General features: G+C 42.3%; 26 protein-coding genes. 11 read left to right on the top strand and 15 right to left on the bottom strand.

The window, feature by feature from the left end:
- Positions 1-211: 211 nt before the first annotated feature.
- From ACNURT_RS11045 to ACNURT_RS11025, 5 genes are all read right to left on the bottom strand, one after another.
- Positions 212-658: a hypothetical protein gene (locus tag ACNURT_RS11045; protein ID WP_419701795.1), complete on the bottom strand. Its 447-nt coding sequence runs from the start codon at positions 656-658 to the stop codon at positions 212-214.
- A 159-nt stretch (positions 659-817) separates the two neighbouring features.
- Positions 818-1,147, bottom strand: coding sequence for a gliding motility protein GldC (gene gldC / locus ACNURT_RS11040; protein ID WP_370998167.1), 330 nt, complete (start codon positions 1,145-1,147; stop codon positions 818-820).
- Positions 1,148-1,489: 342 nt separating this feature from the next.
- Positions 1,490-1,756: a hypothetical protein gene (locus tag ACNURT_RS11035; protein ID WP_419701794.1), complete on the bottom strand. Its 267-nt coding sequence runs from the start codon at positions 1,754-1,756 to the stop codon at positions 1,490-1,492.
- 112 nt (positions 1,757-1,868) lie between these two features.
- A complete protein-coding gene (locus ACNURT_RS11030; protein WP_419701793.1) occupies positions 1,869-3,215 on the bottom strand; it encodes a DEAD/DEAH box helicase in 1,347 nt (448 codons plus the stop codon).
- Positions 3,216-3,312: 97 nt separating this feature from the next.
- Complete coding sequence (locus ACNURT_RS11025; RefSeq protein WP_419701792.1) at positions 3,313-4,860, bottom strand: pentapeptide repeat-containing protein; 1,548 nt, start codon at positions 4,858-4,860, stop codon at positions 3,313-3,315.
- Between the two features lie 189 nt (positions 4,861-5,049).
- Here ACNURT_RS11025 and ACNURT_RS11020 point away from each other — a divergent pair, with 189 nt between their 5' ends.
- Complete coding sequence (locus tag ACNURT_RS11020) at positions 5,050-6,384, top strand: dihydroorotase (protein ID WP_419701791.1); 1,335 nt, start codon at positions 5,050-5,052, stop codon at positions 6,382-6,384.
- A 109-nt stretch (positions 6,385-6,493) separates the two neighbouring features.
- Here the strand turns inward: ACNURT_RS11020 and ACNURT_RS11015 are convergent, their stop codons facing one another.
- The 4 genes from ACNURT_RS11015 to ACNURT_RS11000 form a co-directional block, all read right to left on the bottom strand.
- Complete coding sequence (locus tag ACNURT_RS11015) at positions 6,494-6,964, bottom strand: GyrI-like domain-containing protein (RefSeq protein WP_419701790.1); 471 nt, start codon at positions 6,962-6,964, stop codon at positions 6,494-6,496.
- A 79-nt stretch (positions 6,965-7,043) separates the two neighbouring features.
- Complete coding sequence (locus ACNURT_RS11010; protein WP_419701789.1) at positions 7,044-7,466, bottom strand: SRPBCC family protein; 423 nt, start codon at positions 7,464-7,466, stop codon at positions 7,044-7,046.
- 36 nt (positions 7,467-7,502) lie between these two features.
- Positions 7,503-7,964 carry an EVE domain-containing protein gene (locus ACNURT_RS11005; RefSeq protein WP_419701788.1) on the bottom strand — a complete coding sequence of 154 codons (462 nt, stop codon included), beginning with the start codon at positions 7,962-7,964 and terminating at the stop codon, positions 7,503-7,505.
- 238 nt (positions 7,965-8,202) lie between these two features.
- A complete protein-coding gene (locus ACNURT_RS11000) occupies positions 8,203-9,150 on the bottom strand; it encodes a helix-turn-helix transcriptional regulator (protein WP_370998174.1) in 948 nt (315 codons plus the stop codon).
- Positions 9,151-9,305: 155 nt separating this feature from the next.
- On the opposite strand from ACNURT_RS11000, the gene ACNURT_RS10995 reads away from it, so the two are divergent.
- The 4 genes from ACNURT_RS10995 (at position 9,306) to ACNURT_RS10980 (ending at position 12,900) form a co-directional block, all read left to right on the top strand.
- A complete protein-coding gene (locus tag ACNURT_RS10995; RefSeq protein ID WP_419701787.1) occupies positions 9,306-9,722 on the top strand; it encodes a DUF2007 domain-containing protein in 417 nt (138 codons plus the stop codon).
- Between the two features lie 136 nt (positions 9,723-9,858).
- Positions 9,859-10,866, top strand: a complete 1,008-nt coding sequence (locus ACNURT_RS10990) for a N(4)-(beta-N-acetylglucosaminyl)-L-asparaginase (protein WP_370998176.1) — start codon at positions 9,859-9,861, stop codon at positions 10,864-10,866.
- Positions 10,867-11,048: 182 nt separating this feature from the next.
- A complete protein-coding gene (locus ACNURT_RS10985) occupies positions 11,049-11,801 on the top strand; it encodes a copper homeostasis protein CutC (RefSeq protein WP_419701786.1) in 753 nt (250 codons plus the stop codon).
- Positions 11,802-12,129: 328 nt separating this feature from the next.
- Positions 12,130-12,900 carry a hypothetical protein gene (locus ACNURT_RS10980; protein WP_419701785.1) on the top strand — a complete coding sequence of 257 codons (771 nt, stop codon included), beginning with the start codon at positions 12,130-12,132 and terminating at the stop codon, positions 12,898-12,900.
- Between the two features lie 233 nt (positions 12,901-13,133).
- Here the strand turns inward: ACNURT_RS10980 and ACNURT_RS10975 are convergent, their stop codons facing one another.
- Positions 13,134-15,971 carry a TolB family protein gene (locus ACNURT_RS10975; RefSeq protein ID WP_419701784.1) on the bottom strand — a complete coding sequence of 946 codons (2,838 nt, stop codon included), beginning with the start codon at positions 15,969-15,971 and terminating at the stop codon, positions 13,134-13,136.
- 267 nt (positions 15,972-16,238) lie between these two features.
- Between ACNURT_RS10975 and ACNURT_RS10970 the strand changes: the two genes are divergently transcribed.
- Entirely contained in the window at positions 16,239-16,556 is a 318-nt protein-coding gene (locus tag ACNURT_RS10970; RefSeq protein ID WP_419701783.1) for a hypothetical protein, read from the top strand.
- Positions 16,557-17,138: 582 nt separating this feature from the next.
- On the opposite strand, the gene ACNURT_RS10965 is transcribed toward ACNURT_RS10970, so the two are convergent.
- Positions 17,139-18,311 (bottom strand): aminotransferase class V-fold PLP-dependent enzyme, encoded by a 1,173-nt coding sequence (locus tag ACNURT_RS10965; protein ID WP_419701782.1) that lies wholly within the window; start codon positions 18,309-18,311, stop codon positions 17,139-17,141.
- A gap of 495 nt (positions 18,312-18,806) precedes the next feature.
- Here ACNURT_RS10965 and ACNURT_RS10960 point away from each other — a divergent pair, with 495 nt between their 5' ends.
- From ACNURT_RS10960 to ACNURT_RS10950, 3 genes are all read left to right on the top strand, one after another.
- Positions 18,807-19,379: an RNA polymerase sigma factor gene (locus ACNURT_RS10960; protein ID WP_419701781.1), complete on the top strand. Its 573-nt coding sequence runs from the start codon at positions 18,807-18,809 to the stop codon at positions 19,377-19,379.
- A 49-nt stretch (positions 19,380-19,428) separates the two neighbouring features.
- Positions 19,429-19,839 carry a hypothetical protein gene (locus tag ACNURT_RS10955; protein ID WP_419701780.1) on the top strand — a complete coding sequence of 137 codons (411 nt, stop codon included), beginning with the start codon at positions 19,429-19,431 and terminating at the stop codon, positions 19,837-19,839.
- A gap of 131 nt (positions 19,840-19,970) precedes the next feature.
- Positions 19,971-20,186 carry a hypothetical protein gene (locus ACNURT_RS10950; RefSeq protein WP_419701779.1) on the top strand — a complete coding sequence of 72 codons (216 nt, stop codon included), beginning with the start codon at positions 19,971-19,973 and terminating at the stop codon, positions 20,184-20,186.
- Between the two features lie 104 nt (positions 20,187-20,290).
- On the opposite strand, the gene ACNURT_RS10945 is transcribed toward ACNURT_RS10950, so the two are convergent.
- Positions 20,291-20,788, bottom strand: coding sequence for a VOC family protein (locus ACNURT_RS10945; protein WP_370998187.1), 498 nt, complete (start codon positions 20,786-20,788; stop codon positions 20,291-20,293).
- Between the two features lie 72 nt (positions 20,789-20,860).
- Positions 20,861-21,091 (bottom strand): hypothetical protein, encoded by a 231-nt coding sequence (locus tag ACNURT_RS10940; protein WP_419701778.1) that lies wholly within the window; start codon positions 21,089-21,091, stop codon positions 20,861-20,863.
- Positions 21,092-21,406: 315 nt separating this feature from the next.
- On the opposite strand from ACNURT_RS10940, the gene ACNURT_RS10935 reads away from it, so the two are divergent.
- Together ACNURT_RS10935 and ACNURT_RS10930 are read left to right on the top strand one after the other, a co-directional pair.
- A complete protein-coding gene (locus ACNURT_RS10935) occupies positions 21,407-21,880 on the top strand; it encodes a hypothetical protein (RefSeq protein ID WP_419701777.1) in 474 nt (157 codons plus the stop codon).
- Positions 21,881-21,894: 14 nt separating this feature from the next.
- Positions 21,895-22,569 carry a Pr6Pr family membrane protein gene (locus tag ACNURT_RS10930; RefSeq protein ID WP_419701776.1) on the top strand — a complete coding sequence of 225 codons (675 nt, stop codon included), beginning with the start codon at positions 21,895-21,897 and terminating at the stop codon, positions 22,567-22,569.
- An 80-nt stretch (positions 22,570-22,649) separates the two neighbouring features.
- Here ACNURT_RS10930 and ACNURT_RS10925 read toward each other — a convergent pair whose 3' ends face one another.
- Entirely contained in the window at positions 22,650-22,847 is a 198-nt protein-coding gene (locus ACNURT_RS10925; protein WP_090466280.1) for a hypothetical protein, read from the bottom strand.
- A 203-nt stretch (positions 22,848-23,050) separates the two neighbouring features.
- Positions 23,051-23,908, bottom strand: a complete 858-nt coding sequence (locus ACNURT_RS10920) for a glycoside hydrolase family 16 protein (RefSeq protein ID WP_419701775.1) — start codon at positions 23,906-23,908, stop codon at positions 23,051-23,053.
- Positions 23,909-23,938 lie beyond the last annotated feature (30 nt).

The raw sequence follows: 23,938 nt of genomic DNA, 5'->3' as shown, positions 1-23,938 counted from the left end.
TTAAGGAATAGTTAATTGAGGGGATTCAGAATCAAGAGCCTTGATAGTAGAACCAAGAGTTAAGAATCAAGAGTCAAGACTAAAAACGCCGGTTGCTTAAATACGTCTTCCCTAACTTAAATCAAAACCGCGGAACCAAGATTATTGCTTTTCTTAATTCTTGACTCTTGGTTCTTGATTCTAATTTATTACGATTCCTGACTCTAATTTCTTATTCTAATTCCCCCGCATCTTTGGCAACCGGAGCTGGTTTAATGTACGTTTTAGGTTTGCTGCTTAACGCGCCTGCTATGGCCAATATTACTCCCGAGAACAGCACATACCAGCCCCATTTAAACCGCACATGCCGGGTTAAGTAGGCATCGAGTTTTTTAAAAGGGATAAAACTAAAGGCGGTTTGCACTTTGAATATAGAAGCCAGTAACAGAAGTATCACCAAAGCCAGGGCCATCCAGGAAGCTGCCTTTATAATTTTTGGCTGGTTTAAAAACGACGCGGCAACGCCAACCACAGCTACCAACGCCAGCACCAAACCATACGGTTGATTAAGCTGATAAACATTCCAGTTAAACAAGCCAAGCGGCCGCAGCAAAGGGCAATAGGTACCCGCAAAAAGCAGCACAAAACCCAGAAACGATAAAATAGAACTGATACGCATGTTGGTGAGTAGTGAATTGGTGAGTGGTGAATAGCAATTGTATAATAGTAGTAGTGAAATTAGTATTGGTGAATGGTTATCAACTTTAGTGGAGATAGCATTTTACACTTTTCTCTCACTATTCACCACTCACTACTCACCAATTCACCACTCACTAAATTATTGTTTTATTTCCATTTTATCGGCAAAGTGGGCGCAATAGTCGCGCAGGTCTTCTACGATGTTTTTTTCGCCGGTGGCGCGTAAAAAACTGTCGCCCATGGTTTGAAGGGTTTCATAAAAAAAGCGTTTCATCTCATCAACGGGCATATCCTTTGTCCACAGGTCAATACGCAGGGTATTTTTATAGCTTTGATCCCACAGGGCCAGCATCATTGACTTTACAGGCAGGGCCTCTTTGTTTTGCGAATCTGTCGATTCCCACAGGATGCTTTCCGGTACATTGTTATCATCAAGGCTGATGGTCAGCTTTATTTCAGCAGTTTTCATCCGAAAATAATTAGTGAATTATTAAGTTAGTGAATTAGTGATTTTATCCTCCTCTGTAAAAAAAATCACATAGGGGGTATTGATTAATGTTTTTATAAGTAATTATTTGAGGTCGCAAGTATCTTAATTTTTAAACAAAGGGCATATAATGGGTTTGTAATTATTTTGGCCTCCCCAAAACCTCTTATCGACTCACCCCGACATCGCTGCGCTTGTCACCCCTCACTCCGCTTCGCGCATAGAGGGGCTTCTTTTTTCTTTCTTTATCCTCTTTCCGCCGCAGGCAAAGAGAGGGTGGTCCAGCGCAGCGCAGACCGGGTGAGTCTAATTCTGCGACTTTAATTATTTAACCAATAAAAATATAACGGTTACCAGGGCTATAAAACACAGTTCTATTATCCATAGTTTTTTTAGCTCGGCAAAAAAGTTACGGAATATCAGGTCCAGAAAAAACACCACCGCCGCAAACAGTAAAAATATCCAGCCAATGGTGGTGCTCCAGGTTTCCAGCGGCCTTCCCGCGATGTGGGCGCCGTAGATCCAGATATAAACCGCCGCCACAATAAAAAAAGTAGTAGCGAAATTTAAAGGGGTGATGCGAAGCTTCAATTTAATTAGTGAATTAGTGATTTATTGAATTAGTGATTTTTTTATTAGTCGGTGAAAAATCTTTTAATGGCTTCATCTGCACATCTGAAATCTGCATATCTGCACATTTAAATTATCGTTTTTTTCTGGATGATTTACTATTCGGATTTTTTTTACCTACTTTGCCGTAACGGGCCTTATCCCTGGTGGCATCGAACTTTTTGCGCTGGTTAAGCGTTTTCTTTTCGTGAAAGGCCCCTTTAAAGTCGGGATCTTCCCTGCGTTTCTGCATGTCGATCTCCTTGTTCTGCTCCTGCCTTTCATCGTAACCGGTTTCCTCCAAAAACACATCATCGGGTATGGCCGATACGGGAATGCTTTGTTTGATGAGTTTTTCGATCTTTTTTAAATAATACTCCTCTGCCGGACCGCAAAAGGTAATAGCCTCACCCGATTGCAAAGCCCTGCCTGTACGTCCGATGCGGTGCACATAATCTTCAATTACCACCGGTACATCAAAGTTGATCACATGGCTTACATCACTCACATCAATACCGCGCGATGCCACGTCGGTCGCCACCAGGATCTTCACCTCATCGTTCTTAAATGAATTAATGGAGTTGATACGGGTATTTTGCCCTTTGTTGGCATGCAGCACCCGAACACCATTTTCGCCGTATTTGCGTAGTAAAAACTTGTACACGTCTTCGGCAGCGATACGGGTTTTGCAGAATATGATGAGCTTGGTGATGTCACCTTCCAGGTCAAGCAGCTTTTTGAGCAGGTTGATCTTGGTTTTGTTATTGGGCACATGGTATAAATGCTGGTTTACCGTTTGCGCCGGGGTAGCCTGCGGTGTTACCTCAATTATGGTTGGATACTCCAGGAAGTTATTGGACAGTTCGTGGATCTTATCGCTCATGGTAGCCGAAAAAAGCAGGTTTTGTCTTTTCACCGGCACCACTTCCAGTATGCGGTTTATCTGGGGCATAAAGCCCATGTCCATCATTTTATCGGCTTCATCCAATACCAGCACCTGTAGGGTTTTGGTTACGATGTGCCCGGCCAGGTAAACATCCATAAAGCGGCCGGGGGTGGCTACAATAATGTCGACCCCTTTATTGATCTGCTCTATTTGCGTTTTAGGACCCAATCCGCCGTAAAGTACTACAACACGCAAATCGGTATTCGCGGCAAATGTTTTTACGTTCTCCTCAATCTGCATAGCCAGTTCGCGCGTTGGCGAAATGATCAGCGCCCTCGGATTTTCGCCCTGGGCATATTTGAGTTTCATGAGGATGGGCAACACATAGGCCGCCGTTTTACCGGTGCCGGTTTGCGCAATACCCATCACATCCTGCCCGTTCAGTATCGGGGGGATGGCCTTTTGCTGTATGGGCGTAGCTTCGGTATAACCGGCATCAGCTATCGCGTTCAATATTTGCCGGTTAAAATTAAATTCTTCAAAAGTTACAGCCATGCCGCAAAGATAAGCTTTTGAGGAAAGATATAAGAAGCCGTTCAAAAAGCCTTTGGCATCAATCAAATATGCCTGATTGTTTATTTAATCATAAATATCATTTTTGAAGAATAAATGCGGCCAAATAGCCAATACAAAAAATGCCGGAAAGATAAATGATAAATAAATAGATTACCCACCAAGTATTCCACTTCAAGCTGCTAAACTCAAATTTAAAAGGGAAAAAGATGGAAGCTGTGAAAACAAAGGCATATAATAGCTTATCAGCCAAATTCAAACTATTAACTGTTTCCTCCGTAACAATTATTACGGGCGCCTCCTTTTTCCGTTTCTTTTCTAAAAACAAAACGGGCATATCGAAAGCGGAGATGAGGGTTTTTAATTTAAAAAAAGTAATTATTGTAAAAACTAAAAGAAAAAGGAGCATCCAATAAATAACCCATTCTTTATGATATCCATAACAATTCCATACATGTGTAATTATTTTGAAGTCATTATTAAGATTTTTGTACTCTATATCCATGTTTCTATAACTCGTTCTTTGCCCTTCAGTATCAAAAACTTTCAATTCTTTTTCATAAATCGAATAAATTTCTTCATCAGATAATGATTGAGGAAATCTACGTCGACGATAGCATTCATTAACAAATTCATCAATAACCGGATTACCTTTAAATTTGAGAAAAGAAAAAATAGTACCTAAAAATGATTCATCAGAAAAAAGGTCACTTTGAGGAAAAACCTTTTTGATATAAGCTTTAAAATATGAGTTGTGATACAAGATGCTTTTATTCGCAATAGTATCCTTCTCAATAATTAAAACATCTTTATGATTTTTATCAAAAACAAGTTTTTTATCGGGCAAATAAAAATTTTTATAAAAGCATAAGCGAAAATGTACATAGTCAATCTTTATTTTGGAAATGTCTGATGCGTAAAGATTAATGTAATGCCATTTACGACTGGAGTATTCATATTGTTTATTATGATCGAAATTACATGTGGTAAGGTCAATTTTATTGGTTATTAATGGATTACGGGATAAATCCAATAGGTCAGGCAATTCAGACTGGTAGAAACTAAACGTTGCTTTTTCCTTTAAATTCAAGAAGTTAAAAAAAAGCATTTTAGAAAAATTAACTCGCGTAAAATTCGCAAATCCCCTAAAAATGCAATTTGAAAATATTGCTGTTGAATCAAACCTTGCACCAACAAAACTTATTGTATCTGCAAAATCCGACATATTAAAGTCGGCTATATTTAAAAACTTTGAGCTGTCTAAATTAACTGGTTTTACAAATAGGGATTTCGCTAAATATATAGGCTGTGAAGATTGACATGGTATTCCATTCTTAAATTTAGAATTAGAAAATATTACCCCTTTTCTAAAAATCGCTCCGTTATAGCTTTTACTCTTGTTAAGTTCGTCATAGGGTTTATCATTTATAATAGCGATCTGTCTATTAACTAAATGCAAACTATCAAATGGTGTTGTCGATTTTTTTATAAAGATTGTATCAGTTTTAGATGTGAGCTGTTTTGCAGAAACTGAATTTCCTATAAAAAACAAAAACAATAGGATGTACTTGAAATGACTAAAACCGATTGAATTGAAGGTTTTTTCAATAGAAAAATTAGCAAACATGACAATGATTTAGGTGCAATAAATCTAAATAAAAATAGTATCATAAGCAATTATAAATGAATAATTTAATACAAAAAAACACACGATCATTTATAATCAGACTTACCAAAAAAATTGCAGCACTATTGCCACCGTTCTGTCATTTACAACATTTTCAGACTTTAAAACTCAAACAACTATCTTTGCTTTATGTCAACAATCCTCATCAAATCAGCAACTGTAGTAAACGAAGGCCGGCAATATGTAACTGATATCCTGGTAAAAGATGGTTTTATTGAACGGATAGATTCAAATATTGATACCCCTGCCGATGAGGTGATCAACGCCGAAGGCCTGCACCTGCTGCCCGGCTGTATTGACGACCAGGTGCACTTTCGCGAGCCAGGCTTAACGCACAAGGCCAATATCCATTCCGAATCGCGCGCCGCTGTGGCCGGGGGTATCACCTCGTTTATGGAAATGCCCAATACTGTGCCTAACACTTTAACGCAACAATTACTGGAAGATAAATATGAGATAGCCTCACGCAACTCACTGGCAAACTATTCTTTTTTCATGGGTGCATCAAACGATAACCTGGAAGAAGTGCTGCGTACAGATGCAGCCAACGTTTGCGGTGTAAAAGTATTCATGGGCTCATCAACCGGGAATATGCTGGTGGATAATCCGCGTACACTGGATAACTTGTTTGCGCAATCGCCTATGCTGATAGCCGTGCATTGTGAGGACGAGGCCACCATCAAAAGCAACCTGAACCATTACAAACAACTGCTGGGCGAAAACCTGCCAGTGAAGCTGCACCCCAAGATCAGGAGCGCCGAGGCCTGCTACCTGTCATCGTCCTTAGCAGTGGAACTGGCCAAAAAGCATAATACCAGGCTGCATATCCTGCACATATCTACCGCGCTGGAAACGCATCTTTTTACCAATAAGGTTCCATTGAAAGACAAGCGCGTTACTGCCGAGGCATGCATACACCACCTATGGTTTAGCGATGCTGATTACGAAACCAAAGGCAATTTTATCAAGTGGAATCCGGCCGTAAAAACCGCACAGGACCGCGAAGCTGTTTTACAGGCTGTGCTGGATGGCCGCATCGATGTGATCGCTACCGATCATGCTCCGCATACACTGGAAGAAAAAGAGCAGCCTTACCTGCAGGCACCATCCGGCGGACCATTGGTTCAGCACGCACTGCCCGCCATGCTGGAGCTGTATCACCATGGCAAAATAACGCTTGAACAGATAGTCGAAAAAATGGCACATAACGTAGCCACCCTTTTCCGGATAGACAAGCGCGGCTACATTCGCGAAGGCTACTGGGCCGACCTGGTGCTGGTGAATTTGAATAAACCCTGGAACGTGAACAAAAGCAATATCTTATACCACTGCGGTTGGAGCCCTTTTGAAGGAACCACCTTCCGCTCAAAAATCGCCTATACTTTGGTATCGGGTAATGTAGCCTATGCTAACGGAAGTTTAACTGAAGGTAAAGCCGGCAAACGTTTGGATTTTAATCATTAATAAAATTCATACTTTTAAAATACAGAATTTTCTGGAGAGGGAATAACCTCAAAAGCACGTCATATAACCCATGTCATTGCAATGACATGATGGGTTAAGTATCGGTAACCTACTCCACCGCTACATAGATCTCTACCCGGGCATCTTCCGGGTTGCAGCCACTGCAGCCATATACGTCAAAATCGGCGGTGTATTTGCGGTTAAGATTACTGTTCCAGATGTATTGCCAGGTTTCGGCCACCCGGTCAGGCAGCCAGCTTTTGGCCGTAAATTTCACATAAGTGCCGGGCGCTATTGCCAAACTAACCAAACCCTCCGGAATGTTATCCAGCGAATTCACTTTGCAGCCCAACACAGCGGTATACGGTCCCGTATGGTCTGTTTCATAATCGGTGTAAATGCAATGCACTTCATCGCTTACCCTGTTTTCGATCTGCGGTAAAATGTTATCGTCCATAAAGCGGCACCATAGGTCGCCGATATCTTTAGCCGCTTGCCCATTTTGGTTGGTGGTACGTGTGGAGATCCCTAACAAAAAGAACCCTATTACATCTATCTTATCCATAATTGAAGTTATCACAATTTGTTATATTGATATATAATTAATTTTATATCAATTTTTTATAACACTTATATAAATTATTTATTTAATACAATAATTACTCGATCATTTTTCTCAATCTGTCAAAAACGCCGTGCCAGTTTTGTTCTGAATGTTCTTTGGCAGCCTCATCTTTGATATTATCCTGTGTAATGGTGAGCGTAGTTACACCATTACTTTCGCTCAAACTGTAGGTAATGTTGGCATAGTTTTCGGGCTTATCTTCAGTGCCACTCATGCTGCTCCAGTAATTATATTTCACATATCTGCCGGGGTCGATCTCCAGTATGGTACCATGATCGCGGTAAGCTTTGCCATCCCATTCGCCGCTGAAAACAATGGGCTCCCCTACCCTCCAGCTCGATTCCAATTTGGTACCAAAAAAGTAGGCCTTTACCATTTCGGGATCAGTTAGACCTTGCCAAACTTTAGCTGCAGGCGCTTTAAATTTTAATTCGGTGGTTAATGTTAGATTTTTCATAATGCAGTTTATTGATGGTTTATAGAGGTTTCAAAACTATGCGCTTAAAGTTCTCTCCTTTGAAGGGAACTTAGGACAAGCATCCCCTGTTATCATTTGTTTTTTGATCAGTTCAAAGTCTTTTTCGCCTATTTCCTGGAAGCCAAAACGGAAAGGGTAACCCCATGATTTTTTGTTGATAATAAAGTCGAGCTCATCAACCAGGGGAATGATAGGCGCTTCGGTACTTTCGTAAAATTGGATGTTGCGGCGCCAGGGTATAAAATCCTCAGTCATTTTATGCTGATAGATCTCCTCGCCAACGGCCTGCCCAATGGCTGTAAAGGCCTTGCAAGGTTCAGTTCCGTTCATACTTTGTTTTGGCGAATAAAAGAGTACCCAATCACCAACATGCACCTTTTTTAAGGCGGCCTGTTTACCATGATTGGCCTGCATAAAGCCGCCGGCTATGCCACGGGCTATATGATCTTTTGATGCTACAGTTATCCAGTACTTCATATCTCAATTAGTGAATTATTGATTTAGTGAGTTAGTGATTTTATGCTTCTTGTAAAAAGTCACAAAAACACGACCATTAAAGCATGTGTACTAAGTCATGAAGTCATCAGCCTGATTTGTTCTTTTTAACTCAGAACTTAAGGCTTTTGACTAAAGACTTTAACGCATTTGTTTGTAATGGTTAAGCAAAGTAAATACGGGGGAATGACAACCTTATGTCAGCAGGAAGAAGTAACGTTTAATTATTTTTTTGAACGATGGCCGCGGCTATGGTTTTAACCTGATCGATGAGTTCCTGGGGTTTCACAATTTCGGCACAATCACCGTACATCATAAACCAGCGGGCAAAACCTTCTATGGACCGGGTTAAAAAGGTCATCTCGATCTTATTGCCCACCACTTTGTCGGATACAAAACCGCTATAATATTTCTGGTAATCCAAATGGCGGGCTATCTCTTTATCCACCCGGATCAGCACCGTTTCCAGCTGCTTTTCTTTGGCGGTTTGTTCAATATAAGCTTTAAGGGTAGGATGTTTGCTGTGATTGTAAGAAGCATCGGCTATTACTGCCTTGCGCATCCTATCTATCCTAAAGTCGCGGTAATCGTTACGTAAACGGCAAAAGGCTATTAAATGCCAGTAACCATCCGCAAAAAAAATACCAACCGGCTCTACATCCCTTTTGGTGGCCTCCTGGCTGTGCGCGGCAAAGTAGTCGAGTGTTAACAGTTTTTTTTGGGCGATACTGTCCAGTATGGTCTGGATGTGGTCGGTATTGGCTGCCGGCTTATGATACCTGTTTTTCAACACCTCAATACTGCCGTCCAGATTTTCCAGGATATCCTTTTCGGCAGTCTTAAGGATGGCACGCACCTTATACATGGCCGACTGATGATGTTTCATGGTACTGGTATCCGTCATTTTTTCCACAAACTTTTCGGCGGTTAAAAAGGCGGTGGCTTCCTCGCGGGTAAACATTACAGGGGGCAAACGGTAACCGTCCATAATCGAATACCCTACACCGGCCTCGCCCATGAGAGGGATGCCTGCTTCTTCCAGCGTTTTTACATCGCGGTAAACCGTACGCAAGCTGATATTAAAACGCTCGGCAATGTCAGAAGCTTTTACTACCCTGCGCGATTGGAGCTGTATCAAAATTGCCGAAATACGGTCGATGCGGTTCATAACTTCAAATTAAGCAAAAAACAAGCTACCTTTGATGAATTATTTCGGATTTCAGATGTTCGATTTCGGATTTAGAAAATTCATACTTAATCGAACATTCAAAATCCAAAATAAAAACAAATCCCAAATCGAACATCCGAAATCCCAAATTACAAATGGCCAACCCTATTGAAGATAAGATCATAACCCTCGAGACCTATTATGATGTAATGCTGGCACATATTATGCGCACCAAGCTGGAAGATAATGGCATACCCTGCTTTATTGCCGACGAAAATACCATTGGTGCAAACCCGCTATACAACCAGGCTGTTGGAGGTGTTAAACTCAAAATATTTGAACGCGACCTGGAGCGCAGCCGCGAAATACTGGCCACCGAGGGCGACCTGCACGAGCAGGACCATATAGAAATTGATGAGGAAACCAATAATGCGATCATCTGTCCTTTTTGCGCCTCTACCAATATCGGTCCGGCAGATCCGGGTAAGTTCTCGACTTTTCTTTCGGCTGTTTTCCCGTTTTACAATACCAAAGCCTGGCATTGTTTTAACTGTTCGCAGGATTTTGAATGAAGCCTCACCCCAACCCTCTCCAAAGGAGAGGGAGTAAAAAAACAAATTGAAATAAATAACATGTAAAGCAAAGTCCTCTCCTTTGGAGAGGATTTAGGTGAGGCTAACTTATGGCTGTTTTTTATATATTAGCAGCATGTATAACCGCCGTAAGTTCATCAAAATATCAGCCGCGGGCGCTTCGCTTGCCGCATTATCCAACTCTGCTGTAGCCAAAGCTATTTCGTCAACCACCGACACCACTTTGCCCATCGTCATATCCACCTGGGATTTTGGCATCATTGCCAATAAAGGCGCATGGAAGGTACTCTCAACCGGTGGCCGCGCGCTGGATGCCATTGAAGCTGGTGCACGCATACCCGAAGCAGAAGATATCAGCAGTCATACCGTTGGTCGTACAGGCCTGCCGGACCGTGATGGTCATGTTACGCTCGATTCCTGCATTATGGATGAGAACGGCAACTGCGGCTCGGTAGCTGCTATGGAAAACATAGCCCACCCTATTTCGGTAGCCCGACTGGTGATGGAAAAAACCCCGCATGTGATGCTTGTAGGCGAAGGCGCCACCCAGTTTGCGGTTGAACAGGGCATGAAAAAAGAAAAACTGTTGACACCAGAGTCTGAAAAGCTTTGGAAAGAATGGCTTAAAACAGCCAAATATGCCCCGGTAATGAATATTGAAAACGGTCAGAAGCCAGGAAATAAATATAACCACGATACCATCGGCATGCTGGCTATTGATGCCAAAGGCAATATATCCGGCGGTTGCACCACCAGTGGCATGGCCTTTAAACTGCATGGCCGTGTGGGTGATAGTCCTATCATTGGCGCCGGTTTATATGTGGATAATGAAGTAGGCGGCGCCACATCAACTGGTGTGGGCGAAGAGGTGATCCGCAATGTGGGCAGCTTTTTGGTGGTTGAACTGATGCGCCAGGGTTATTCGCCCGAGGACGCCTGCAAGGAAGCTGTTCGTCGTATCATCAAAAAGAAACCTGAAACCGCCAAACAGATCCAGGTAGGCTTTTTAGCCATCAACAAAAAAGGCGAATACGGCGCTTACGCCATACAAAGCGGCTTTTCCTTTGCGGTTTGCAACGCGCAGCAGCAGGATCTGCTCATTAAGGGCAAAAGCTTTTATTAATTTGATAGATCATGGTTCATAGTTGATGGTTCATGGTAGGAAAATTTATCCGTAGTTCATGGATTATAGTAAATTTAAGCCGGTCAGGAGTACTCTATGAACTATGATCTATGAACCATGATCTATGAACTCAAAAAACCATAAACCTATAAACTAACGACTAACGATAATCTTAACCAACTATGATTAAACCCGTTAATCTTGAAGTTTGCGCCAATTCGGTAACATCGGCACTGGCAGCCCAGGAAGGTGGGGCCGTACGGGTGGAATTGTGCGAAAATTTAAAAGAAGGTGGTACTACTCCCTCGCATGGGCAAATACTAATGGCCCGCAGCTTACTGCACATTAAATTATATGTATTGATCCGTCCGCGTGGTGGCGACTTTCTGTATTCCGATCTGGAGTACAAGATCATGATGGCCGATATCAGGTATTGTATCGATGCTGGTTGTGATGGAGTGGTGATAGGTATGCTGAACCCCGATGGTTCCATTGATACCGAACGCTGCCTGGAAATGGCACGCCTGGCCCGCCAATGGGGACTGGGTGTTACCTTTCACCGTGCGTTTGATATGTGTGCCGATCAGGACAAAGCGCTGGAAGAGATCATCGAAATGGGCTGCGAGCGCATCCTAACCTCGGGCGGCAAAAGCACCGCCATGGAAGGCGCTACCGTGATCAATCACCTGGTGCAAAAAGCCGCGGGCCGCATCAGCATTATGCCGGGCAGCGGCGTAAGCGAAGCCAACGTTGCCGACCTGGTACATTTTACCGGCGTAACCGAAGTACATTCATCGGCCCGCATCAACGTACAAAGCAAAATGCAATACAAAAACGACCACATCCTCATGAGCAACGAACCCGGTGATGAATACAGCATCGACCTCACCAGTGTTGACCGGGTAAGGAAGCTGGTAGAATTGGCTAATAGCTGAGGAATAGAATCAAGAATATAAGATAAAACTACTATAGCTGCGCTGTTCTTTTTAGTTCCCTCCCCACGGGAGGGGCGCGGCTGGCACAAGCGTAAAGGCAGGGAGGGGTTTAGCCAGCTGATGAAAACCCTTCCTCCCTTTCCCCAAGGAAGGAATCGCGCGGGCCCCGGCTTTTTTCTCAGCACCCCCCAATCACTAATTCACTCATTAAAAAAACGTAACCGGCAATACCCGCCTCCGGCTGATGTAAAAATTCGATATATTTGATTCATAGAACCGTGGCCTGAGCATAGCGTCACTTGACGAGAGGGCAACATAGTTAATGACCATGTATAAAAGATTAATATTTATCCTGCTGATGCTAATGGCTTTTTCCGAAGCCTTTAGCCAGTCTAACATTTATACGTCTTTCTATCGCAAGTTCGAAGCTGTCGCCAATAAAGAAACATCCTACAAACAGTTTTATACCAGGATTGACAGCATTGTAAAAACCCGCGAACCCGGCAACAGCAGCATAAAAATAGAATTTGACCGGGATGTTGATTTTGGCTATACCCAACAACGCATAAACATTACCCTTAACGGGCAATATTCCTATCATTTAAGCTTACTCAGTCAGCATGATACCCTTTGCTTTGCTTCGATTTTATATGGTTATGCTCCATTTCTGAGCGATGAGGAGAATAAATATAACAAACGTACAAATCATCCTAAAATTGATACGCTACAGGCTATAAAATATCTTAAATTAAGAAATGCATTTTATGGGTCGACAAAAACCATTGATGATTTAAAAAATGAATTAAATACTGCCGAGGTGTATGCTCTTTTTTGTGGAGAGGCTGCTGACAAAACAAATGAATATAAAAACATTGAGCAGTTAGTAAAACAAAAACGGATAAACGAACTTCGGTCAATGTTGGTAAGTATTTCTTGCGAAAGACAGGCTTATGGTGTGCTTGGCTTCAGGATGCTAAAAAAAGCAGGAACCAAAATAACAGATAAGGACAAGAAGATATTGACTTATTTAAACAATCGAAAATCGGCCCTTTTGGAATGCCGTGGATGTTTTCTTAGCGTAGTGAATGATATTAAGTAAGGCGAGTTTAATAACTCAAGTCATTGCGAGGCACGAAGCAATCTTCTATGCTATACAGAGCGGCTCTCGCTGTCTGAAGTCTCTGACTTCAGACGATTATGCTGGTAGTCTTCAGACTGCAGGCATAGTGGTTCGAAGTCAGAGACTTCGAACAGCGCTGGCAGACCTGTAAATCGGAAATCGCTTCGTACAATGACACGTTGGGATAAAAAACACAATCAATAAATCACTCCCTAAAAAAACGTCACCGGCAATACCAACTCTATCCTATTCCGGCCAGTGCCCCCAAAAAAGTCCTCATCTAACAACCTACTGTACCTGATACCGAACGAGATGCTGTTCTGATTAAAGAACTTGGTATCAAAAAACACGGCTGCCCCCGTCGACCGGAAGTTTTGTTTAAAGCTGGCTCCGTTGGTAAAAAAGTTGTCGGAAGTGGCCCGGGTATAATCAAAAAACAGTTGCCCTCTTAAGCGAAGCAGGTATATGATGTTGCCAAAACCAGCATCGGGATAAGCAAAGGGGAAATGATAGTTGAGGCCCACCTTGTTCATATCGTCCAGGCTTTCGGCGGTATAGCCCTTGCTAAAGGGGAAATCGTTCGAGAAACCGATCACGTTATTTTTTCCTTTTTGCTGATGGGCCACATTGATCACCAGGCTATGATTGGTAGCCAGTCCCGGGAAATAGAACGAACCCTGCGCCAGCAATTGCGTAGCCGCCCCGCCAGATACACCGGCCTTATAATTTAGGCTGATGCTTTGAGCCAGCATGGGATATATATTCTGTTTAGCCACCAAGCCCTGGTTGCTAAAAGATATATAATTGTTGAGATAGGCGTAGTCCCTGTCTTTAAATCTTACTGCATTTCCCTGCTGAAAACGCGTTTGGTTATAGTACAGATCGCTGCCAAAGGTAAGCCAGGTAGAATGTTTGCCCGCGCTGAAGTTAAGTGGTACTTCGAGCCCGCCATGTATGGATGTTTCGTTCCAGTACACGTAGTTGCCTTTGTAAAACTGGCGGCGGTCAAGCGTATAATCAACCCCGGCAGATATATAGGGGTACAAAGCGCCATAGATCGCCTCAAAGCCAAACTGCTTGTAACCCTCGTTACGGTTATAATCAAAAGAGATCTGCGACTGAAATGTATTCAGCACGTTTTCGCCGGTAATGGCAAAGGAATAGTTTGGGTCGCTGATGTTGGGGATAATGCTATGGAAATTAAATAAACCATGTCCCTTGGAATATGGTACAACCGGCAAAGGTTTATCTACCACCTCGGTTAGCATATCCGCAGATGAGTCTCGGCCAAGCGCGCTGATACCCATGTTTGGCAAATGTCGTACATACTGCGGACCGGCATCTATCCATTTCAGATCTTTCTTGTTCACCTCGTTAATCTGGTAGCCAAAAGCGGTAAAACCAACCCAAGCCAGTTTATGATCGGCCACAGCGGGTTGGTAATAACCTATACCCGTATCATGACCAGTGGGCAGTAATTCAAAGCACTGGTTATCCTTCAGTTTCAGCACAAACAGGCGGTCGTTCACGTCCTCGGTCTGGGTAAAGTATACGTCGTCATTTTTAACGGTAGTGAAACCAATGGGACGATAGCTAAATGGGACCAGGTATTTAGTACTACCCGTGGCGATATCGATCAGCGCCAGCGTCATTTTACCTTCGGGGTTACGTACTGCTGCTACCAGTTGGTCGTCGCCATAAAATTGCGGGTAGGTGTAAAAGAGTTTCTGCGGATTAGGTAATATTTTGATCAGTTGGCCATCAGTATTTAACAGATGCAGCTCACTTGCCCCTGAAGTAGCTACCTGCGCCACCACGATACGTTTACCATCGGCGCTAAAGGCGGGCGAAAAATATTTTGTTTTTTGGGTGATACGGTGCTCCTTGCCGCTGGCTATATCCAGTATCATCAGCTCGCTGTAATTGCGGTAACCCCAGCGCGCATCTGGACGATAAGTGGCATAAACCACCTTACCGTCATGGTAATTAAAGTAATTATCCAACGATGATGAGCGGGTGCTGATCTTCCGTTCTCGGTTGCCAGTGCGGATCACAAAAGCGGGGATATGATCATACGAGCTTTTCATATAAATAAGCGTACTATCGTTTATATAGACAGGATACTCACGGTCGGCATCAAAGTGTTTGGTTTTAGCCGCGGGTAGCTTTTCATCATCCTTAAACTGCTCTTTGAAATGATCGAGCCCGTTATTAGTAAATGTTTTAAAATCGGTACCGGTGTATTTATTGATGGCCCGCTGAAAAGGATAAAAGCCGCCCTTAAAAGCCGCGGCATCATGTGTTACATTTTTCCAGAGGTTATCGCCATACTTTTCGCGCCCGTAGGAAACCAGCATATAGCCCAGTGGGTAATGATCGGGCGTAAAATCAACGTATGATCCATTGCGCAGCTTCATAAAGCTATAATCGCGATCAGCCGCCCACAGGGCCCTGTAGCCGTTAAAAAACCAGGGAAGCCGCCCGCGGCCCTGCCCGCTTACGTGAGTTTCGTTAAATACGGCATCGCCCTCAAAAAACCAGTTGGGTACAGATAGGTCGTTACCCAGGGCCTGTCCGCCTTCGCCAAAAAGGAAATGCAGCACGTGCGAAACACCAACATTAAAATTATTATACTGCTGCACGTGCCTAAACTCGTGAATGGCCAGCTGCTGCGGCCAGGGCAGGCTGCCAATGTCAAAACTGTTTTGCTCGGGCGTTAAAAAAAACTCACTGCGGAAAGGCGCCAGGCCCACATAGCCATTGGCAATGGTGGTTTGGTTTTGCAGCACAATACTTACCTGTTTTTGTTTAAGACCAATGGTAGGCTTAATAAGCCCGTTCATTTGCTGTATGATATTCGCCACCCTCAGCCCTGCCGAATCCATCCCTATCGGAAAAATGATACGTGCCGCCGGCGTATTTACCTGCTTCCATTTTATCGAAGGTGGATTGCCCCCAAACTCCTGAGAGCGGGCAATGGTAGCGGTAAATAATAGTGCAGGCAGCAGTAATATTGGTAAGGCTTTTTTAACGGCGGGGTAATTTTTCATAGGAGTGCTCAAAGTAAGCACAATTTGTAATTTAAACAACAGCCTCACCCCAGCCCTCTCCAAAGGAGAGGGAGCTAAACATGCTGCGTAAAGTCCTCTCCTTTGGAGAGAATTTAGGTGAGGTTCTTCGCCTTCGGCGGAAAGAGGGGGAGGACACTAACCATAGGCCAGCCACTTCATCTCTTCCCTTCTACTTTGCTACTATGAATCTCCTACTCATCCTATTTAATTCTTTATATTTAGCATTAATCTAATCCCATCACAGACATGAAATTTATTTTAAGCTATTGCCTAACCTTTTTGGTATATACCAATATTGAAGCACAAATTTCTGGTGGGATAATAAGCAGAGATACATTGGTAAGATGCGTAATGGATCTTCGCAAAGACACAACTATAATAAATAGCAAAGGAGCCGTAATAAATACCAGCATATCTGGCACAGGCCTGTTTGTCCTTAACGAACAGGACGCATATATAGTTACAGCAGCTCATGTGGCTAAATCTATGGACTTTTCTTCTTACATAATTATGGGAGGCAGTAATGATATACCAAAGAAAATTTATTTACTCGACTTGATATAGGGACGTAAACCAATATGGCAGTTCCACAAGCGAGCCGATTTAGCTGTATTGAAACTCTCCCCTAAGAGATCTATAGCTAATAGTGGACTCCTCCAGGGGAAGTTTTTACCTACTAACTATATCAGTAAAGATTCTTTAAAAGCAGTGTCGAGAGATGTTCAACTAACCGTAATCGGCTTTCCTTTGGGTATAGGGGTTGATAGGCGTTTTTCTCCTCTAACATATCGCACATATGCATCAAGTGGGTTTATTACCATGCAAAGGGCCGATTCTAAAACGATGTGTGAGTTTCTCCTTTTAGAAAACCCTAGTGTCGGAGGATATAGTGGAGGTCCCGTTTTCGACGTATCTCAGACCGTGATAAATTCAATGACTACCACTGGCTCTGGAACAATGTGTTACGGTTTTGTACATGGTACGCTTTCAGATGAAACTGGTGGTAAATTAGCCGCCATTACTCCGAGTTACTTTATGTTCGACCTTATAAAATAATAATTCCGTCTCCTGAGGTTCTCCTAAAAAGGACCCGAGGTTCTTCGCATGGAGAGAAGTTTTGTCATCCATAACGTTGAAATTTCCGTATTATAAATTTTCAACTACCTGAATGAACCTTTCAATTTCGTTTTCGGTATTATAATAATGAGGCGAAACCCGAACTACCCAATCCAATTTTTTTTCCATAAAATCGATAATTGCATTTGCTTTAGGGGTAGTGTATATGTGAATATTATTTTCAGAAAAGTACTTTTTAGTTTCACTTTCCGAACGGTTATCGCAGCTAAAAGTCAGTATACAGCATTGTTTTTGTCCTCTGTCCTGCAGCTTAACAAAATTAATTCTTGAAAGGTCTGATCGTAACTTGTTCATCAGTATTTCATTTCTTGATTCAATTTGATCAATACCAATTTCATGCAGATACTTTAATGCCGCATTACTGCCCATCATCAGCGCGTAGCCTTTTTCCCAATCTTCAAAACGCCTCGCATCATTTCTCGGGATGTATTTATTTTCCTCAACCCAGGTGGCTCCATGCAAATCAATAAATAAAGGTTCAAAGCCGGCCTCCAATGCTTTATCAGATACATATAAAATACCCGCGCCCCTTGGCCCTCGCAGAAATTTCCTGAAGGTTCCGCTAATAAAATCGGCCCCAATTAACGAGGCGTCTACTTTCAATTGCCCGAGCGACTGACAGGCATCCAATAAATAAAGCGTATTATATTTCCGGGTGATCAACCCAATTTCGGCTACAGGTTGCACTAATCCTGAACTTGTGGGTATATGCGTGACAGAAAGTAACCGGGGGGAATATTTACGGATCTTCTCCTCCAGGTCGCCCAGATCAATTTCGCCGGTTTCGGTATTTTCAACGCGCACTAATTTAATATCAAACCTTTTTTGGAGGGAGATAAACGCTATGTAATTAGAGGGATAATCATTTGCTGTAATTAAAATAACATCGCCGGTTTTAAACGGAATGGCGGAAAGGGCCTTGTTGTAACTTTCGGTGGCATTGGTGGTAAATGCTATATTGCGGCTTTGGCAATTGAGCAGCCGGGCGCCATATTGATAAAAAAGATCAAGCTCTTCCCTCTTACGATCTGCGGTTTCATACCCGCCATGTAGTTCCTCCGCCGTAATGTAATCCCTGATGGCGCTGGCAACCGGTTTAGGCATGAGCGCAGCACCGGCATTATTAAAATGTATTGCTTCTTCGCATCCTGCTGTTTGATCACGTATTATCTGCAAATCCATGGTAGATTGATTTAAATCCCAAATAATACAAACCAGATTGTGACATTTAAGTTTTTGTTCATCATATTTAGCAATGGGTATTATCGAACTATGAAACAATACCACGCCAAGAGAAAAGCCTTGTCATCCTCCTGAACTTTCGTTATATTTGTATATACCACAGCCCGGTTTCCCGACACAAAGGAAACCGGGCTGTTTTGTTAAGATCAAAACAAGGTCAAAAACCGACCATTTGGTATGCAGTTATTTGACAGCCAGCAATTTAATACTTTTTAAAGTTTCAAACACGGCCCAAAATCGCGTTAAAATTTGTTAAAAAGTGTTAAAATGAGGGTTTTTCAATTGATTTCGAGCCCATTTTACCCCGTTTTTGAGCAGTAATTTGTTAAAATTCAAGGTTTAAAAAGTTTTCCGGCAGCCCTCTTTCATTTTCTTTAAAATAATTTAAAATGTTTTTAAAGGTCAATCGTCTTTATCTTTAAAGGAGAAAAAAAATTGATCACCGCCATAATGCCCGACGACAAGAACAGCCACATTATACATACTATTAAAGCGTATGGTAAAAGCCTGTTGGGTTTTATTCGCCGTAGGGTAAAGAACGATGCCGATGCCGAAGACATTCTGCAGGATGTCTGGTATCAGTTTAGTTCGGTGATCAATTCAGAACCTATTGAACAAACCAGCGCCTGGCTTTACCGGGTTGCCCGCAATAAAATAACCGACAAGCATAAAAAAAAGACGGAAACCCTGCTGGATGATATGCTTACCGGCGAGGACGAGGAGGACGAAACAGCCGATTTTAAGGCTATTTTATTCACCGAGACCAGCACCCCCGAAACGGAATACCTGCGCAACCTGTTTTGGGACCAGCTATTTATTGCGTTGGACGAACTACCCAACGAGCAAAAGGACGTATTTGTATGGCACGAACTGGAGAATATGTCCTTCCAGGAAATTGCCGATATCACGGGCGAAAAAATGCAAACCCTGGTATCGCGCAAACGGTACGCGGTGCTGCATTTGCGTAAACGCTTGGAGCAATTGTATAAAGAAATAACAGAATATTAAAGATGACCTGCACAAAGCCGGTCGCACAAAAAAATTAAAGAATAAGAAAATGAGAAAAGTATTTTATAGAGGGCGTTTTATATTTATTCCGCTGGCAGTTGCCGCCTTCCTGTCGCTCATCAGCTTTGTAGTGATGCAGTTGTGGAACAATTTATTGCCCGATATCTTACACCTGGGCACCATTACCTTTTGGCAGGCCATGGGCATATTTATTTTATGCAAGCTATTATTTGGCTTTGGTAAAGGAGGCGGACGCCCCGGCTGGGGTGGCGGTGGATTTATGCGTGCCCGTATGGCCGAGCGATTTAAAAACATGAGCCCAGAGCAACAGGAAAAATTCAAAGCCAAAATGCGCGACCGTATGTGTAATTGGAACGACCGTGGCCAGGGCTTTGGAAAGTTTGACCGCGACTGGAACGATTTTAAAACTGAAGGGGAAGCTAAAGCGAGCGGAGAATAGTAGTGAGTGGTCAGTTGTGAGTTTGAGTGATCCCAAATTAATAGAATAGAAAACTATTTACATCTATTCTCTATTCGCCACTGACCACTCACTATTCACCAATTCACTAAATCAATAATTCAATAATTAAAATGGATGTGCTGATATTTTCAACAAGCGTTAAAGAACGGCGACAGGTAAACAGGGTTACTACCCTGCTTACCAAAGTTCCGGCCATTATGCAGTGGAACTTTGACCTGGAAGACTGTGATAATATATTGCGTATTGAAGCCGAAGGCGTATGCCCACGCCAGATTGAAAGTCTTTTACAAAAGGCGGGCATCCAATGCCGGGAATTGGAGTATTGATTTTTGAGCAAGGATCTGTGGAGTAAGGATCAAAGATTTATAGAATAAGCTGAGATTTTGTCCTTATCATCTATGTTCCATAAATCCTTACTCCTTGTTCCCTCCTATTTCCCCTTCGCCGGGCTGTTGATCTCGATCCAGTATCCATCGGGGTCCTGAAAATAAAGCTGCAAAACGCCATCGGGTCTTAACGTTGGTTCCTTACTATCACCCTTCCAGTTACCATAAGGGATATGTAACTCATCCAGCCTTTTGGCAAATTCCTTAACAGAACCTACGGCAAAGCAAAGGTGCTCGGTAATATCATGCTTATAGCTGCAGTTACCTTGTATCGCATGCAGTTTTACATGATTGCCCAGGCTGTACCACTGGTGCAAGGTATCGGCAAATGGATTGGGTACTTTTTGCAGATGCATCACTTCGGTATAAAAGGCAGTACTTTTTTTGAGATCACGAACGCAAATAGCAATGTGGTCAACTACCGGCGCAGCATCTGTTGCAGTTTGGGCCTGGCAAAAACCTGGTAAAATAAATGCCAGCAAAAGTATACCCCATTTTAGCCTGTCGGCCTTATGCGAACTTAAATTCAAAAAAGTGTTCATTTGATTGTTGGTTTTAAAGCCTAAAGATATAGGTTTAAACGAAGTGGACGGATAAAGTCAGTGAATTGTTACTTAACAGGATACCTGCGGATTAAAATCGCGACCAGGCACATAATATACAGAATTGTTGCGGTTCCAGTCATCTATATCTATCAATCCGGAGCGGGTTTGATAATGTCTGTCGTCATTGGGGCATCTAACCACATACAAACCTGCCTCACCCGCTTTGATAACCGGGCGCGCACCACAAGTTTTGCAAAGTTTGCAGTAAATAGATTTAGGTATGGTCAAATAGCCATTCATAACATTTAGTACGGATAACATCCTGATGTGGTTACCCGTATACTCTAAATTACAGCATAAAAGTGGATTTTAGTGGTAAGCATTTTATTCATTTATTAAGTATTGCAATTACTCTTTATTGAAATATGTTTGAGCATCGGTTTCTTTTATTATATTTAAAACTATTTAAACTTTATGCAACCAACCTTAGAGCAATTAAGTCTTACCTATAAAAACCTGCCCGATGATAAACTCACCCGACTGGCAGTTACCGATGCAGCAAGCTTACGACCAGAAGCCCTTGAACTGCTATAAGCCGAAATAAAAAGTCGTGGATTGGATGAAGGGATTACACGAGGTATAGATGTGCAGCTAAATAATATAGACGATACCCAGCTCCACAGCTACATCTCCCTTATACGCAGCCAGTCATGCCCCACCTGCGGTGATACATCTCAACAGCTTAATGCAGCTTTAAGTGGTACAGTTATTAGTATTATTATATTCATACATTACAAAAAAGCATTTTCCATAGGCTGCCCTGCCTGTTTAAAAAAGACAAATCAGGCGGCCACTTTAAAAACCGCGCTATTAGGCTGGTGGGGACTTCCATGGGGGCTAATACGTACACCAGAGGCTTTGATAAAGAATATCAGAACCAGCAAACGTTTAAATACAAACGAAGCCTCCGATATTTTAGTGGATTTTGTAAGAAACAACGCAGGCATTATTGAAAGCATTAAAAACAACGATCAGTCATTACAGGTTATGTTAACTAACGTGAACAACAAGCAGCATTACAATAAGTAAGCTGATAGCTAAACATGGAACACAGCCTATCTCCATACAAACCCAGTAAAGCTGCAACTATTTATGCTGCAGCAACCGGGTTGGTAGTATGGTTTGCTTTGATATTGCAGGTAAGTATCTCGATACCGGCTTATATGAAAGTAAATAATAGCCTGTTAAATGCTATTATACAAATACTGAGCTTTTTCACCATTCAAAGCAATCTGATGGTTGGCGTTTGTTTATGGACTTTATTATTAAAACCATCAAACGCTCTTTACAGATTTTTTTCAAGAGAATATGTACTCGGGGGAATCTGCCTATACATTATAGTAGTTGGTCTTGTTTATAATATCATACTGCGTAACTTATGGCATCCAACCGGTCTGTTTAAATTAGCTGATGATTTACTGCATTCGGTAAACCCCTTATTATTTGTTATTTACTGGCTGATCTTTGCGCGGCAGGAAAAATTAAAATGGACACAATCCTTAAACTGGCTTTGGTTTCCGTTCCTTTACCTGATATACACCGTTATCCGGGGAGCCATCATCAACTATTACCCTTATCCCTTTATTAATGTAGATAAACTGGGATACAGCCAAGTACTCATCAATTCTTTGATCTTGCTGATCGTATTTTTAGTACTCGGCCTTTTGCTTGTTGCTGTAAACCGGATATTTAAAACAAGAACAGGCCCCCCATCATAAAAAACAAAAACCCGGCTGTTGGGCCGGGCTCCTGTTTTTATGGTGTATTAACAGTTAAAATCATATTCAATAATCGACGCTTAATCGTTCCACAGATAATTTTTGTGTACCGATTTAGCCAGTTTATTCTGGATAAAAAAATCTTCTTTTTGTAAACACTCATTGGTGTGTATGTCTTCGTCGGCGTTTATTTTTATTACGCTGCCTGCTACTTGTTCAACTATACTTGATAAAGTATGTACTTCGTTGTCGGGGATCTGAATTGTTAATATGGCCATAATAGTAGATGTTTGATGTTAATGATCAATATTCAAAAATATGCAATTGCTATTTAGGCAATGTTTAAAAAAAGTAAAATTAGAGCCATAATTTGATGACAATTTTACATTTTTTGCATTTTATAAACAAAACGCACTATCCAAGGCATGTAGTATGTCTGCCATGGCTTTGTTACGTTTCTTTAACAAATTTTAACAACAAATTACGCTTTAACTCTGGTAACCAGCACCCAATCAACAAATACCTTAGCTTCGCCAGCCTTTATCTTATTAACGGTACTTTCTGAAATTCCAAAATATGGTTTAGCAACCTTATTATAACCCGCCGGGTATCCCCCACCCAGCGCAAAATTAAGGATGATGAACTTTTTATTATCGAAAGCCCAGCGGCCATATTTTTCTACCATAGGTTTTGTGACTGTATAAGTTACTTTACCGTCAACTTTAAATATCAGGTTGGCCGGGCTCCAGTCAACCGAATAAACGTGCCATTGCGTAACATCAATACCTCTTTCAAAATGGTTGCGATAGGCCAGCGGCGTATCGCCAAAATAATTAGGGCCGTGCAGGGCGTGGCTCACCCAACTTGAATCGCCTATGGTTTCCATCATGTCTATTTCACCGCAATCGGGCCATTTACCGTTACCCAAAGCCCAAAATGCCGGCCATAACCCGGCACCAGCGGTCATTTTCATGCGTGCCGAAGCAGTGCCATAGGTAAACTCCATTTTACGTTGTGTATTTATCCGGCCAGATATAAAATCGTACTTTTTTTGCTCTTTGCTGGTAAAGCCGGGTTGATATATGGCTTTAAGTACCAAAGCACCGTTTACAGCACCTTCAGCATCTTTACCTTTTGCCATGTATATAGTAGCCGCTGAATCAACATAGGCCTGCTGCTCGTCGTTCACGGTATGGCCTGTAACTTCTACATTCCATTTACTCCTGTCGAGGTTTTGTTCGTTAAAATCCTCAAAAAATATGGTATCAATTTTGGACTGCTGGGCGTTAGTATGCAAGGCCATTAACAGGCCTGCGGACAATAAATAATATAATTTCATTGTTACGTTTAATTGAGGCCAAGATAAGAA

The sequence above is a fragment of the Mucilaginibacter sp. NFX135 genome (assembly GCF_048565145.1).
Classification (GTDB): Bacteria; Bacteroidota; Bacteroidia; order Sphingobacteriales; family Sphingobacteriaceae; genus Mucilaginibacter.
The sequence above is the reverse complement of the archived record's forward strand: the minus strand, read 5'-3'. Positions and strand labels throughout refer to the sequence as shown.